This window comes from Clostridium cellulovorans 743B (genome assembly GCF_000145275.1).
In the GTDB taxonomy this organism is placed as follows: domain Bacteria; phylum Bacillota; class Clostridia; order Clostridiales; family Clostridiaceae; genus Clostridium_K; species Clostridium_K cellulovorans.
On sequence record NC_014393.1, the window covers coordinates 2,404,999 to 2,419,574 of the forward strand.

12 protein-coding genes and 2 other annotated features are annotated in these 14,576 nt (G+C 31.3%); of the genes, 8 read left to right on the forward strand and 4 right to left on the reverse strand.

Annotated elements, in window-relative coordinates; translation table 11 throughout:
• Nucleotides 1–10: 10 nt before the first annotated feature.
• Nucleotides 11–298, reverse strand: a complete 288-nt coding sequence (gene gatC, locus CLOCEL_RS10110; protein WP_010077025.1) for an Asp-tRNA(Asn)/Glu-tRNA(Gln) amidotransferase subunit GatC — start codon at nt 296–298, stop codon at nt 11–13.
• 40 nt (nt 299–338) lie between these two features.
• A complete protein-coding gene (gene aspS, locus CLOCEL_RS10115) occupies nt 339–1,628 on the reverse strand; it encodes an aspartate--tRNA(Asn) ligase (RefSeq protein ID WP_010077024.1) in 1,290 nt (429 codons plus the stop codon).
• Nucleotides 1,629–1,800: 172 nt separating this feature from the next.
• Nucleotides 1,801–2,036: a binding site (T-box leader), on the reverse strand.
• 473 nt (nt 2,037–2,509) lie between these two features.
• Between aspS and CLOCEL_RS10120 the strand changes: the two genes are divergently transcribed.
• The 8 genes from CLOCEL_RS10120 to CLOCEL_RS10160 all read left to right on the forward strand — a co-directional run bounded on the left by CLOCEL_RS10120 (nt 2,510) and on the right by CLOCEL_RS10160 (nt 12,489).
• Nucleotides 2,510–3,151: an undecaprenyl diphosphate synthase family protein gene (locus CLOCEL_RS10120; protein WP_010077023.1), complete on the forward strand. Its 642-nt coding sequence runs from the start codon at nt 2,510–2,512 to the stop codon at nt 3,149–3,151.
• 210 nt (nt 3,152–3,361) lie between these two features.
• Nucleotides 3,362–3,562 (forward strand) — a binding site (T-box leader).
• Between the two features lie 233 nt (nt 3,563–3,795).
• Nucleotides 3,796–5,025, forward strand: a complete 1,230-nt coding sequence (locus CLOCEL_RS10125) for a DUF1015 domain-containing protein (protein ID WP_010077022.1) — start codon at nt 3,796–3,798, stop codon at nt 5,023–5,025.
• A gap of 34 nt (nt 5,026–5,059) precedes the next feature.
• Nucleotides 5,060–6,223, forward strand: a complete 1,164-nt coding sequence (locus tag CLOCEL_RS10130) for a phosphoglycerate dehydrogenase (RefSeq protein WP_010077021.1) — start codon at nt 5,060–5,062, stop codon at nt 6,221–6,223.
• A 118-nt stretch (nt 6,224–6,341) separates the two neighbouring features.
• Nucleotides 6,342–7,574 (forward strand): ferritin-like domain-containing protein, encoded by a 1,233-nt coding sequence (locus tag CLOCEL_RS21990; protein ID WP_013291712.1) that lies wholly within the window; start codon nt 6,342–6,344, stop codon nt 7,572–7,574.
• 241 nt (nt 7,575–7,815) lie between these two features.
• Nucleotides 7,816–9,294: an alpha-N-arabinofuranosidase gene (locus tag CLOCEL_RS10145; protein ID WP_010077018.1), complete on the forward strand. Its 1,479-nt coding sequence runs from the start codon at nt 7,816–7,818 to the stop codon at nt 9,292–9,294.
• Nucleotides 9,295–9,302: 8 nt separating this feature from the next.
• Nucleotides 9,303–9,572, forward strand: a complete 270-nt coding sequence (locus tag CLOCEL_RS10150) for a DUF6171 family protein (protein ID WP_010077017.1) — start codon at nt 9,303–9,305, stop codon at nt 9,570–9,572.
• Between the two features lie 230 nt (nt 9,573–9,802).
• Nucleotides 9,803–11,782: a beta-galactosidase gene (locus CLOCEL_RS10155; RefSeq protein ID WP_010077016.1), complete on the forward strand. Its 1,980-nt coding sequence runs from the start codon at nt 9,803–9,805 to the stop codon at nt 11,780–11,782.
• A gap of 128 nt (nt 11,783–11,910) precedes the next feature.
• A complete protein-coding gene (locus CLOCEL_RS10160) occupies nt 11,911–12,489 on the forward strand; it encodes a hypothetical protein (protein ID WP_010077015.1) in 579 nt (192 codons plus the stop codon).
• Between the two features lie 195 nt (nt 12,490–12,684).
• Here CLOCEL_RS10160 and CLOCEL_RS10165 read toward each other — a convergent pair whose 3' ends face one another.
• Both CLOCEL_RS10165 and CLOCEL_RS10170 read right to left on the reverse strand, forming a co-directional pair.
• Nucleotides 12,685–13,674 (reverse strand): glycosyltransferase, encoded by a 990-nt coding sequence (locus CLOCEL_RS10165; protein ID WP_010077014.1) that lies wholly within the window; start codon nt 13,672–13,674, stop codon nt 12,685–12,687.
• Between the two features lie 108 nt (nt 13,675–13,782).
• A complete protein-coding gene (locus tag CLOCEL_RS10170; RefSeq protein WP_010077013.1) occupies nt 13,783–14,376 on the reverse strand; it encodes a cell division protein ZapA in 594 nt (197 codons plus the stop codon).
• Between the last annotated feature and the right edge of the window lie 200 nt (nt 14,377–14,576).

Sequence of the window (14,576 nt, forward strand, 5' to 3'; positions counted from 1 at the left end):
AATTCACCGCCTACTCGATAATTTTTGGAACCATGATAGCACTATCTTTCATGGACTTAGCATTAGAGAATAATTTCTTTTTGTCTTCAAAATAAGAAACTTCATCTTTTCTTAAAATAGGTTTTAAATCATCTGAAAAAATATCAACTTTGATATCACTTAAATCAAACTTATCTATTGATTCAAAGTGAGTAAGAATTCCTTCAAACTCCTTTGCAAGCTTTAAAGCTTCTTCTTCTGTAAATTCTAATTTAGCAAGGTTTGCAATGTATCTTACAGTATCAACATTTATATCCATAAATTATTCCTCCTTATATTGGTAAAGTTAAATTAAATTTTTATGGCTCAAGTCTCTTCATATCTCTAGTTATTAAAGTTGCTTCTCTAATATTGTCAAGGTTTAATATCTTAAGGGTTATTCTTTCAAGACCTATTGCAAAACCACCGTGAGGAGGCATTCCATATTTAAAGTTATCAAGATAGAAAGCAAAATCATCAGGATTCAATTTGAATTTCTTGATGTTTTCTTTAAGCATTTCATAATCGTTGATTCTTTGACCACCAGTTGTAATTTCTAGTCCTTTAAAGATTAAATCAAAGCTTTTTGTAAGCTCAGGGTTTTCAGGATCAGGCATTGCATACATTGGTCTCTTTGACACAGGATAATGTGTTAAGAAAACAAAATCGCTACCGTAAGTTTTTTTAATATAATCAGAAAGAACTACTTCGCCTTCAGCGCTGATGTTTCCAACAGGGGATCTTAAGTTAAATTTATCAAGAAGTATTTCTTGAGCTTCTGGTAGAGGCATTCTTGGGATTTCAACTTTTTCAGGTAATTCAACTTTGAATATTTCAAGTTCTCTTGCACAAGTTTTTCTTAAGTGGTCATAAATATGGTTAATTAAAGCTTCTTCAAGATCCATTAATTCATTTTCATCTTCAATAAAGCCCATTTCCACGTCTAAACTTACATATTCATTTAAATGTCTCCAAGTGTTGTGAAGTTCTGCTCTGTATGCAAAACCAATTTCAAAAACTCTTTCAAAGCCTGCACCAACCATCATTTGTTTGTAGAATTGAGGGCTTTGAGTTAAAAAAGCACGTCTACCGAAATAATCAACGGTGAACATTTCTGAACCACCTTCTGTACTTGAAGAAATTATTTTTGGTGTACGAACCTCAGAAAATCTTTGAGCAGTTAAAAAGTTTCTAAAAGCATTAGCAATTTCTTCTTGGACTTTAAAAATAGCTCTAGTTTTAGGGGCTTTAAGGCTTAAACATCTATTATCTAATTGTTTTTCAAGAGATGCTTTTTGCTTATAAGCATTAACTTCTATAGGAAGTGTTTCGTAGAAAGTTTTCCCTACAACTTTTATGTCATCTGGTAATACTTCTATTCCACCAGGTGCTTTTTCATTAAGAACTGTTTTACCACAAACTTCTATAGCCATTTCAAGCTTTAAATCTTTTGAAGTTTCTTTATCTAAAATCAATTGAACTATGCCAGTTTTATCTCTAAGATGCACAAAACTTATTTGACCAAGATCGTGGATTTTGTGTACCCATCCCTTAACAAGAATATTAACTTCAGCTTTTTTTTCTATGTCGCATACATATGTTCTTTGCATTTTATTTTCTCCTTTAATAAGTTTTTTATTTTCAATAATGTAAATTTTATAAATAAAAAAATCGTTCCCATACAAATACAGTATAGGGACGAAGAAACCTCCGTGGTGCCACCCAGGTTAGCGATGTGATCTAGGATTCAGCAAGGCAATAAAAAAAGTTCCTATACATATGTATAGGAACGTATATTCTACGCGGTGCCACCCTAATTAGCTTTCGCTCTCTTATATTGGTACTGAAAAATCAATACCTAGTCATTTTAACGGTTGACTACCGGCTAAGTCTACTTTAAACAATTTCGGTTAGCATCTCAAAGATGTTCTTCAATACACGCTTCATATTAGGTTTCCACCATCCCTAACTCTCTTTAAATCAATCATTGTATTTACTCTTCTTATCATAGATGATTTTTTTCAATTACAATATATATTATATAATCAATTATTCAAATATGTAAAGAGTTTTTTATGAAAAATGTAATAATTATTTTTAATTTGTATTAATCAATCAGATATCAGTATTAGAAAATGATAAAATTCATAATTATGCATGGGGAGTCTTATTAAATAAATTTATTTAGAAAGTACATAACTATTTTTGTTTTACGGAAGCAAGATATAAAAGTATTGAAAACTCTATACTAAGTCATTAAATCTTATAAGAATTTCGTATTAAAAGACAGAAAATTTTTGTATAAGCATAGAAGTTGTAAAAGAAAAAATGTATTTTATATCTAAAAAGACAAATAAATATACATCAATAAGTAACTAAGGACTTTTAATTATTGTAATAGATGAAATAATTAAAATCTGAGTATTCTTATTAATAAAGAGGGGAATAATATAGTTTAGTTAAGTTTCTTGTAATAAATGGGAGGTAAGCTATGAGAATACCAAGACATATAGGAATTATACCAGATGGCAATAGAAGATATGCAGTAGCTAAAGGGATGAGCAAAGAAAAAGGATATGATTTAGGAATAGACCCAGGTCTTACGGTTTTTAAGCTTTGTAAACAATATGGTGTAGAGGAAATTACATTTTATGGATTTACCACAGACAATACAAAAAGGCCAAGAGAACAAAGATTAGCATATACAAAAGCATGTATAGATGCAGTTAGGTTACTCACAAATGAGGATGCAGATTTATTAGTAGTAGGAAATACCGAATCGCCAATGTTTCCTGAGGAATTACTTGCTTTTACTAAAAGAAATGCTTTTGGAAGTGGAAGAATAAAGGTCAATTTTCTTGTGAATTATGGTTGGGAATGGGACTTGAATAATTTAAAAACTCTAAATGATGGCAGAAAAAATATAACAAAGAACATTAAATCTAATGATATTTCTAGGGTTGATTTAATTATTAGATGGGGTGGTCGAAGAAGATTAAGTGGATTTTTGCCAGTGCAATCAATTTATTCAGACTTTTATGTGGTAGATGATTATTGGCCAGATTTTAAAGCTGAGCATTTTACTGAAGCAATAGAGTGGTATCAAAGTCAAGATGTGACACTTGGAGGCTGAATGATACTTAGATGGTTACTTATAAAAATAATACATAAGAATTCTAAATAATAAAATAACATATAGAAAAATTTATCATATGTAAATGTTTTATTAATTTTAAATATTGATAATCAGTTAAAATATAAGCCGAAAAATATCAAAATATTAAATATTCTAAAATATGATTGACAAAACGGGTGTTTAAATATTATATTAATAAAAAACACATATTTGTCGAAGAAGAGAATAGTAATTTCATCAAGAGTTTAAAGAGAGTCAGTGTTTGCTGGAAACTGATACCTTGTTGATTTGAATCCGCCTCAGAGACTTATTACGATGAGTAATACGGGTAAAGACCGTTAAGATGAAAGAGTGGGTTAAATTTATTTTAACCAATAAGGGTGGCAACGCGAGACATTCGTCCCTAGTTTAACTAGGTGATGTATGTCTTTTTTTATTGAAAATAAAGGGGGAGAGGCATTCTTAAAGTTATATAATGCTTATTTATATAGCACTTATTCACAACCTTTTATTATGTCTGATGGGATATTATAAATGGTAAGTTAATCCTAATGTATTTTTAGCTAGTGTTATTGAGTGCGAAGTAAACACAGTATAGGGTTATTAAAAATATAAATAAGTAAATTTTAGGAGGAATAAAAATGGCAATATTGAAGCCATTCAAGGCATACAGACCGAAGTTAGAATTAACAGATAAAGTAGCAGCATTACCATATGATGTAATGAGTAGTGAAGAAGCAAAGGTGATGGCAGAAGGCAATCCTTACTCATTTTTACATGTGGATAAAGCAGAAATTGATTTAGCTGATGATATAGATGTGCATGATGCTGTAGTATATGAAAAAGCTAGCGAAAATTTAAGTAAATTAATTGAAGATGAAATACTTGTACAAGATGAAAAAAAATGCCTTTATATCTATAGATTAATTATGGATGGAAGAGCTCAAACTGGATTAGTAGGATGTTTATCTGTTGACGACTATGAATCAGGAGTTATAAAGATACATGAAAAAACTAGAGCAGACAAAGAAAAAGATAGAATTGATCATGTCAGAAGTTGTAATGCTCACACAGGTCCAATCTTTATGACATATAGAGATCAAGATGTAGTTAATTCTATTATAACTGAAGTAACAAACAGTGATCCAAGCTGTAATTTTACCTCAGAAGATGGTGTGACACATATTGTTTGGACAATTTCTGATGATAATAAAATCAATGCATTAATAGATGCTTTTGATAAAATAGAAGGTATTTACATAGCAGATGGTCATCATAGAGCAGCAGCGGCTGTTGCAGTGGCTAGAGAAAAAAGAAAGGCTAGCTATACCGGGGATGAAGAATTTAATTATTTTCTTTCTGTAATGTTCCCAAGTTCTCAGCTTAAAATAATGGACTACAACAGAGTTGTCAAAGATATGAATGGACATGATATAGCTAGTTTATTGAACAAGCTTGATGAAACCTTCGATGTAGAAGAAGTATCAAGCCTTGTAAAGCCTGAAAAGAAATATTCTATTGGTATGTATTGCGAAGGAAAGTGGTATAAGCTTACTGCAAAGGAACAATATATAGATAAAAATGACCCGATAAAATCATTGGATGTATCAATACTTCAAGAAATGGTATTAGATAAGATTTTTGATATAAAGGATCCAAGAACTAGTGATAGAATTGAGTTTGTAGGTGGAATAAGAGGGATAGAGTATATTGAAAAGTTAGCAAAATCTTATAATGGGATTGCTTTCTCTATGTATCCTACAACAATGAATGAACTTATGAAGGTTGCAGATAACAAAGAAACTATGCCACCAAAATCCACATGGTTTGAACCAAAGTTAAAAAGTGGATTATTTATACATGAACTATAAAAGAAAAAATTATTAATTATGAAGAGGTGCAGATATGTTTAAAATTAATTGTTTAAATCCTATAGCAGCAGTTGGAATGGACTTATTTACAGAAGAATTTACTAAAGTTGATAACTTTGAAGAAGCTACTGGAGCACTAGTTAGAAGTGCTAGCGTTCATGAATTAGAACTTCCAGAAAACCTTCAAGCAATAGCAAGAGCAGGTGCAGGAGTTAATAATATTCCTTTAGATAAATGTGCTGAAAAAGGTATTGTAGTATTTAATACTCCAGGCGCAAATGCTAATGGTGTTAAAGAATTAGTAATAGCAAGTCTTCTTCTTGCTTCTCGTGATATCGTAGGCGGAGTAAATTGGGTTCAAACAGTAAAAGATGATGCTGATGTAGCTAAGCTTGTTGAAAAAGGTAAATCAAAATTTGCTGGTTGTGAAATAGCAGGAAAAAAACTTGGTATTATCGGTCTTGGGGCTATTGGTGTATTAGTAGCAAATGCAGCCAATAGATTGGGTATGGAGGTATATGGTTATGATCCGTATATATCTGTTGAAGCAGCTTGGAATTTATCAAGAGATATTAAACACATCAAGAGCTTAGAAGGTATTTACAAGGAATGTGACTATATAACTGTTCATGTACCATTACTTGATAATACAAAGAAAATGTTTAATAAAGAAACTTTTGCTATGATGAAAGATGGCGTTAAAATCTTAAACTTCTCAAGAGACTTATTAGTAGACGATGAGGCTATGGAAGAAGCATTGAAGTCTGGAAAGGTTGGAACGTATATAACAGATTTCCCAAATGCAAAGACTGCTGGTATGGAAGGTGTTATAGCAATTCCTCATCTTGGTGCATCAACTAATGAATCAGAAGATAATTGTGCTATTATGGCAGTTAGACAAATGATGGACTACCTTAAAAATGGTAATATAACAAATTCAGTTAACTATCCAAATTGCGATATGGGCGTATGCACTAAAGCAGCACGTATAACTATAAATCATAAAAATATACCTAACATGTTAGGACAATTCACAACAGTTCTTGCAGAAGAAAATATAAATATTTCTGATATGACTAACAAGAGCAAAGGAAATTGGGCATATACAATGATCGATATCGAGTCTTTAGCTACAGATAACATTGTTGAAAGAATCTCTTCTATAGATGGTGTTGTTAATGTTAGAATAATAAAATAAAATTATTTAAAACTCCTCAGTCTTTAGGCTGGGGAGTTTTTGTGAAGTGCTTATACACAGATAAAAGTTTATTATCATAGAATAGTAATGAATTGACTAATCCTAGGGGGATTGCGTTGTGTATATAACACCATATCAAAACAATCAGGTTGTTAAGGACATATTATTCAAAGATGCACTTGAGGCACTTTCAGCATCTGCTGAAATAGAAAGAGAAGATGAATTATTTTTTGATTATCTTATAACTGTAGCTCCGACTCAAGAAGCTAAGGATATAATAGCGTCTATAAGAGATGATGAACGAAGACATAACAGCTTTATTAGGCAAATATATAGAGAGATTACAGGAAATACACTTGAAGTGAATAAAGATATTAGCTTTGAAACCCCAACCTCATATGAGGAAGGATTGAAAAAAGCCTTATTTTCAGAATTAGAAGCTGTAGAACGTTATAAAAAAATAAGAAGTGGTATTTCTGGAAAGGTTTATCAAGAAGTATTATTTGATATATTAACAGATGAACTTATACATGCTGCAAAGCATAACTATTTAATGTATATAAGTAATAATGGAACAGGTGGAACAACCACAGGTGTAGGAATGACCAGTGGAACAGGAACTGGAGGAACGATTACAGGTGTAGGAATGACTGGAGGAACAGGAACTGGAGGTACGATTACAGGTGTAGGAATGACCGGAGGAACAGGAACTGGAGGCACAAGTACAAGTGTAGAAATGACTGGAGGAACAGGAACTGGAGGTACAAGTACAGGTGTAGGAATGACCGGAGGAACAGGAACTGGAGGCACAAGTACAGGTGTAGGAATGACTGGAGGAACAGGAACTGGAGGAACAAGCACAGGTGTAGGAATAACTGGAGGAACAGGAACTGGAAGTACAAGTACAGGCGTAGGAATGACCGGAGGAACAGGAACTGGAGGAACGAGCACAGGTGTAGGAATAACTGGAGGAACAGGGACTGGAGGTACAAGTACAGGTGGAGGAATAACTGGTGGAAGTGCCATCGGAGGAATAGGAATAGGTAGTAAAACAAAAGGTAGTAGTTTAGCCATTGGAAGTAATATGGGGAGAAATAATCCAGAATATATAAGAGACCTTTCTGTTGATCATTGGCTAGCTGCTATAGAACCATTAGTAATTCGTGCTCAAGCAGAAGCGAAATCAGAAGAAGATTTAGAAAACTTATTTCAATTTTATATTTTAGCTGGTGTTTTAGTTGGCTTGGGAAAAAATATCAATGAAGCTATTGAACAGGTGGAACAATGGCAAGCAGAAGATGATTCTAAACTACTATTTAAAAATAAAACTGTAAGAGGGTATATTTATTAGTGAAAAACCAATAATATAATTAGACTTAAAGACTTACGTTATTTGGTTAATCTGAGTTAGAAGAAATTTGTATAAAAGTAGTTTTAAAGTAATTTACGAGGGTTTTCAAATTTTTATAAGAAAATCCTCTTTTTCTATTGAATAATTGAAAGTAATTAGGCATAATGTATTTATAAACATATAAATTAATTTAAAGGAATATAAAGTGATACATAATAATATATGATGAAGGGGAATAAGTATGAACAAGTTAACTATTAATGCACAAAATAAAAAGGGTCAAATAGACAAAAACATATATGGTAATTTTGCTGAACATTTAGGCAGATGTATTTATGGAGGATTTTGGGTTGGGAAAGATTCAAGTATCCCAAATGTAAACGGTATCCGAACTGATGTAGTGGAAGCGCTAAAAGAAATTAAGCTTCCAGTATTAAGATGGCCAGGCGGTTGTTTTGCTGATGAATACCATTGGAAGGATGGTATAGGAGATCCTGAAATGCGTCCTAGAATGGTAAATGCTCATTGGGGTGGAACTGTTGAAAATAACCATTTTGGGACTCATGAATTTTTAGAATTATGTGATATGTTAGGTGCTGAGCCTTATATAAATGGAAATGTCGGAAGTGGAACTGTTCAAGAAATGAGAGAATGGATTGAATACATGACTTTTGATGGAGAGTCACCGATGGCAAATTTAAGAGCTGCTAATGGAAGAAAGAACCCATGGGAAATTAAATATTTTGGTGTAGGAAATGAAAGCTGGGGTTGCGGCGGAAATATGAGACCAGAATATTATGCAGATTTATTTAGAAGATATGGAAGCTATGTAAGAAATTTTAGTGGAAATCAAGTATATAAAATTGCTTGTGGACCTAATTCAGTTGATTATAATTGGACAGAAGTACTTATGAGAGAAGCAGGACAATTCATGGACGCTTTAACACTTCATTATTATACAACAGGTACTGGAGTGTGGGAAAACAAGGGTTCAGCTACAGAATTTGAAGAAGATCTATGGTTTAGAACTATGAAAAATACTTTGGTAATGGAAGAATTAGTAACAAAACATGATGAAATTATGACAAAGTATGATCCAGAAAAAAGAGTTGCACTTATAGTTGATGAATGGGGAACTTGGTTTGAAGTTGAAAAGGGAACAAATCCAGGTTTCTTATATCAGCAAAATACAATAAGAGATGCTCTTGTTGCTGGAATTAACTTAAATATATTTAATGAGCATTGTGATAGAGTAAAAATGGCAAATATAGCCCAAACAATCAATGTTCTTCAAGCTGTAATATTGACAGAAGGTCCTAAAATGTTGCTAACTCCTACATACCATGTATTTAATATGTATAAAGTGCATCAAGATGCAGAATTATTAGAGGTAGGAAAAATTGCTCAAGATTATATATTTGGTGAAGAAAAGGTTCCTCAAATCCACTCGTCTGCATCAGTAGATAAGGATGGGAAAATTCATATATCTATTTGTAATCTTGACCCAAAAGCTTCAGCATCAATTGAATGTGATGTAGAAGGTAGGGATATTAAAACTGTTAACGGTAGTGTTTTAGCTTCAGAAAAAATTAATGATCATAATACCTTTGAGTGTCCAGATAAAGTTAAGCCTAGTGAATTCTCAGATTATTCATTAGATAATAATAAGATTACTTTAACAGTACCTGCCATGTCTGTGTTAGTGTTAGAATTGCAGTAAAAGGAATCATGGAGAAGAAGGAAAATTGTAAGGGCTGTAGGGCAAATGTTAATGTTGATATTAATTCAATAGAAGCCTTGGTAGAGGAGATAAGAAATAATAGTGAATTTGATGTAGTTAGTTCAGAGGTTTACGATAATAGACTTAATATATGTAAGGAATGTAAGGACTTTGTATATGGGACTACCTGCAATCAATGTGGATGCTTTGTGAAGGTAAGAGCGTTGCTTAAAAGCAGTGTGTGTCCTAGTTATAAGGGTGATCTTTGGGGTCACTAACTGGTTAAAAACCACAACTCCTTAAATTAAGCCTATAAATTATTCTTAATATGAGCTAATTATCTCGTATAAGCAAGAGCGATTAATGTAATTTCTATAAAATAATATGCATTTTGTATAAAGCACTCTACCTCTTAGAAACTAGTATGTTATAATAACTTTTGTGAAATCTTTTACACTACAGAAAGGTACAATAAAAATAGAAAGTGTAATAGATAAGGAGGATTAAAATGAGGATAGGTGTTGATTATTATCCAGAACATTGGGATAGACAATTGTGGGAAAAAGATGCTCAGCTAATGAAAGAAATAGGGGTAAAGGTAGTGAGACTAGCAGAGTTTGCTTGGTGTAAGCTAGAACCTATAGAAGGTCAATATGATTTTAAATGGTTAGATGATGTTATTGAAATCTTTTCAGTTAGAAATATTGAGATTGTACTAGGAACACCAACCAATACCCCTCCACTTTGGTTATATGAAAAATATCCAGATGCTATCCAAGTTAATGAAAGTGGAGAGAGACAATTTATTGGAATACGAGGTCATAGATGTTACAATAGCTCATCGATGAGAAAATATACAAAAGCTATTGTTGAAGCTATGACCGAAAGATATGCAAATAATAAAGCTGTAATTGGGTGGCAAATAGATAATGAACTAGATGCAACACATTGTTGTTGTGACAATTGCACAGAAAAATTTAGAGGATGGCTGAAAAATAAATATTCAACTCTTGAGAATATAAATAAAGAGTATGGAAACGTAGTTTGGAGTGGTGAATATTCTGCTTGGTCGCAAGTAACAGCGCCTCTTGGAGGTTCACCTTTTCTTAATCCATCATACTTATTGGATTACAATAGGTTTGCTTCAGATTCAATGGTTGAATATATTGATTTTCAAAGGGAAATTATAAGAAAAAACTGTCCTTCACAATTTATTACTACAAATACTTGGTTCACTGGTAATTTACCTAATTTTTATGACGCTTTCGAGAATCTAGATTTTGTTTCTTATGATAATTATCCTACAACAAATGAAATAACTGATGAAGAAGAACTACATTCCCATGCTTTTCATTGTGACCTAATGAGAGGAATAAAGAAGAAAAACTTTTGGATAATGGAACAGCTCAGTGGAACTCCAGGATGTTGGATGCCTATGCAAAGGACACCAAAACCTGGAATGATTAAAGGGTATTCATTCCAAGCAATAGGAAGAGGGGCAGAAACAGTAGTTCATTTTAGATGGAGAAATGCAATTATTGGAGCTGAGATGTTTTGGCACGGGATCTTAGACCATAGCAATGTAAAAGGAAGAAGATTTTATGAGTTCGCAGAGTTATGTAGAGAAGTGAATAAAATAAATGAAGAAATACCTGACTACAAAATAAATAATGAAGTAGCAATCTTGTATTCTTCTGATCAAGACTTTGCATTTAAAATTCAGCCGCAAGTAGAAGGACTGTATTATCTACAACAGCTAAAAGCTTTTCATAACGCACTTATAAGACTGGGAGTAGGTACTGATATAATAAATTGGAGTGAAAGTTTAAATAAATATAAGGTAGTTATAGCTCCAACGCTATATTTAACTGATGATAATGTAACAACTGAATTATATAGATTTGTTGAGGCTGGTGGTACATTAATTCTTACAAATAGAACTGGCGTAAAAAATATGAATAATGTATGTTTAATGGAACAAATGCCAAGCAATCTAAAGGAATGTGCTGGTGTAGTAGTCAAAGAATATGATCCTATAGGACACAGTATTCATACAATTAAAGATGAAGCTGGAAAAGTATATCAGTGCAAACAATGGTGTGATATTTTAGAGCCAACTACTGCAAAGGTTATTGCTACATATAACGATGATTTTTATATTGATGAGGCAGCAGTAACAGTAAATAAATATAAAAAAGGGAATGTTTATTACTTAGGTACAGTATTCAATAGTGATTATTATATAGAACTTTTATCAAAGATATTAGATGAGAAAGAATTGCCATATTACAAGAAACTTCCTTATGGTCTAGAACTTTCGGTGTTAGAAAATGAAAATGGGAAGTATCTAATGGTATTTAACAATAGTAATGAAATAAAATGCTTTGAAGGAAAACATGAAGGTAAAAGTATTATTAGGAACGAGTTAGATGGAAAAAGTTTTACTCTAGAACCCTATGGGATAGAAGTTTTACAATTAGTTGAATAATGAGGAAAAACCTTGATAAATCAAGGTTTTTTTTGTTTGCTTAATAATATAAGGATATTTCTAAGTTGACAAAATAGTAAAAATATTATAGTGTAAAATTAAGAATAAAGTAATAAAAAGGAGAAAATATGAGAAAAAGAGTAAGTGCATTATTAGTATTAGCTTTCTTATTAAGTGGTTGTGGTGAAAACGATTTGAAAAAAGACACTACAGACAAGTCGGTAGAAACTACACAATCGGTTGAGTCTACAGATACAACTGAGACAAAGGATTCAGATGCTACTAAAACAGAAGAAGAAGTAATGGATGAGGCAAATAAAGAAACGGCAGAAACTATGGAAGCTGGTAAAGATGAGCCATTAAGAGTAACTCAGGTTACGATAATGGGTCAAAATAATATCATTGCGAAGCTTATAAGTGCAGATGGTAAAACACTTGATCCTAGTATTGATACATCTATTGATAAATTGAAAGGGATTCAAGAAAAAGTAAAAAGTGCATTAGATTATTTAAATAATACACAAGACAATTTAAGTGATAAGAATGTTGCAATTGATAAACTGAAATTAGCATCTGAAAAATTAGGAGAACTTATAACTTCTTGTGAAAAAAATGGATCTCCAGAAGAAAAATTAGAAAAAGCAAAAGCACTTAAAGATGCCTATGGAAATGCAGTAAAAGCTATTATGAAAGTTTCAAAGGTTTAAAATTTATGTTAAACTTCAAATTCTATTAATACATAATGTAATAATTCCATTTTAGAAGGAAAAATAAATCTAGTTTTAGATTATAAATATATATGGGAATCAAAGCTTTGTGTAAGTAGTATCATAATTTGAAAGTACTTTTAAGGATTAGTATTATTGTATATTGTAATACTAATCCTTATTTTGCATATATTTTTAGACGTAAAATAATGTAGCATATATATCTGCAATTTTTTGTATTGTATCCCTCCATGAATAATTTTTTCTTACAAAATCTTTTAGCTTATCATTTTTAGGCGTATTAAATGCTTGATAAATAGTATCTTTAATTTCATTTTTGTCAAAAGGCGAGGTATAAAAAGCTAGGTCTTTAAAGTATTCTTTTGAACTTCCCTCAGTAGTACAAACTACATTACAACCATAAGCAGCTGCAGCTAAGGAGGATAAGCCTGGAATTTCACCAAAGGAAGGCATTGCGTGAACTTTTGCAAATTTATATGCGTTATAAGTGAAATACGAATTCATATCGCCTAAATATAAAACGTTTTCATTCTCGGTACACATTTTTAAATAATTTTTATCTCCAGATCCAATGAGTACCAGTTGAATCCCAAGTTCTTTAGTGGCTTTAGCTAAAGCTAATTGGTTTTTTCGTTTTGAAATATTCCCTACAGCAAGAACATAGTCATCAATTTTATATCTTTCCTTGAAGTTTAATAGAGGTATTTCATCACTTTCATTAAAAAAACCTGTGTATACTATTTCACATTTTATATTTTTACCATATTCCTCTTGTATAAGCTTTTTTTCAGATTCGGAACTACAGATAACTTTGTTGCTGCGCCTTAGTATTTCCCGCCTATAGCAGTTTATTTGTCTCCAAAGTTTTAATTTTTCCTCATCACCAATAGAAGAATAATAATTTTCTAAATTCCAATACATAGGACTTATAACTATTTTTTTATTAATTTTTTTGGCTATTTTGAAATACCTATAAGTTTCTCCTATTGATGTCAAGTTAAAGAGATGTATAATGTCAAAAGATGAAAAGTCTTCTATAGTTCCGTCATTTATAACAATTTCGATAGGCGTCGTTTCTAAAAACTTTTTTATCATAGATACATACATAGAATCCCCAGCATTAAATCTTTTATAATCTTTCCTAACACATAATAAAACTCTCATAATCCTTCCTTCTTTTTAATCTTGTTTCTATCTTTAGGATATTATTATGCTTAGAAATGTGTGATTATCCTTAATTGCACTTAAAAAGGTAAAACCATAAAAGAAATATTATGGTTTTACCTTTTTAATAATTGGTGCTTTGGAATTATCTTTTTTTAATTTTGTTATCATGACTTGACTATCGATAATTTTATTTTCATATTCAATTATTCTATATTTGGCACTTTGAAGATTGAATTTTAACTCTTTATTATTGGCAATTAAAGCTTTATTTTCTTCTTTTATCTTTTTGGCTTCCTCTTTAAGAACCTCAAATTGCTCTTTAAGGGAAAGATAATCTTGCTGAAGATTATCGGATGAATACTTTTCAAGTTTACTTTCTAATTCTTTATTATATTTATCTAAGTGAGTAACTTGAAGTTTAAGGGACTCTGTTGTTTCCTTTAAGCCTTTTTGCGTGCTCTCAAGGATTGCAGTTTTATTTTCTAATTCTTCTATATAATCTCCCCATTTAAAAAGCTCATCTGCAGAATTCATTGCAGCTAAAATAGAGGCTTCAGTTGTACTTAATTTAGGGTTGTTTTCCATCATAGATCTTATTGTCTTATCTACATGTCCAGCAACCTTATGTAAATATTCTTCTTTTTCTTCACCTTTGAGATTATATTCTATACCATTAACTTTTACTGTAACTATATTCATTGATAACACCTCTAAGATACTATTAGTAATTTAATCTTATCATAAAATTATGTAAATTTGAACTGTATACTGTGAAATCTTAAGAAAGTAGTATAAAAATCTTTAATTGTGAATAGATATGATGAAATAAATTTATTAGCAAATAAATATGAATTCAGTAAAAAATAAAATTATATCATTTTTATGAAAAATATTGAATT

Excerpts from the sequence above, each read along its gene's own strand:
- CLOCEL_RS10160 (WP_010077015.1), top strand. The coding sequence starts at position 11,911 with ATGAGAAAAAGAGTAAGTGCATTATTAGTATTAGCTTTCTTATTAAGT.
- CLOCEL_RS10130 (WP_010077021.1), top strand. The coding sequence starts at position 5,060 with ATGTTTAAAATTAATTGTTTAAATCCTATAGCAGCAGTTGGAATGGAC.
- CLOCEL_RS10125 (WP_010077022.1), top strand. The coding sequence starts at position 3,796 with ATGGCAATATTGAAGCCATTCAAGGCATACAGACCGAAGTTAGAATTA.
- gatC (WP_010077025.1), bottom strand. The coding sequence starts at position 298 with ATGGATATAAATGTTGATACTGTAAGATACATTGCAAACCTTGCTAAA.
- aspS (WP_010077024.1), bottom strand. The coding sequence starts at position 1,628 with ATGCAAAGAACATATGTATGCGACATAGAAAAAAAAGCTGAAGTTAAT.
- CLOCEL_RS10165 (WP_010077014.1), bottom strand. The coding sequence starts at position 13,674 with ATGAGAGTTTTATTATGTGTTAGGAAAGATTATAAAAGATTTAATGCT.
- CLOCEL_RS10155 (WP_010077016.1), top strand. The coding sequence starts at position 9,803 with ATGAGGATAGGTGTTGATTATTATCCAGAACATTGGGATAGACAATTG.
- CLOCEL_RS10120 (WP_010077023.1), top strand. The coding sequence starts at position 2,510 with ATGAGAATACCAAGACATATAGGAATTATACCAGATGGCAATAGAAGA.
- CLOCEL_RS10170 (WP_010077013.1), bottom strand. The coding sequence starts at position 14,376 with ATGAATATAGTTACAGTAAAAGTTAATGGTATAGAATATAATCTCAAA.
- CLOCEL_RS10150 (WP_010077017.1), top strand. The coding sequence starts at position 9,303 with ATGGAGAAGAAGGAAAATTGTAAGGGCTGTAGGGCAAATGTTAATGTT.
- CLOCEL_RS10145 (WP_010077018.1), top strand. The coding sequence starts at position 7,816 with ATGAACAAGTTAACTATTAATGCACAAAATAAAAAGGGTCAAATAGAC.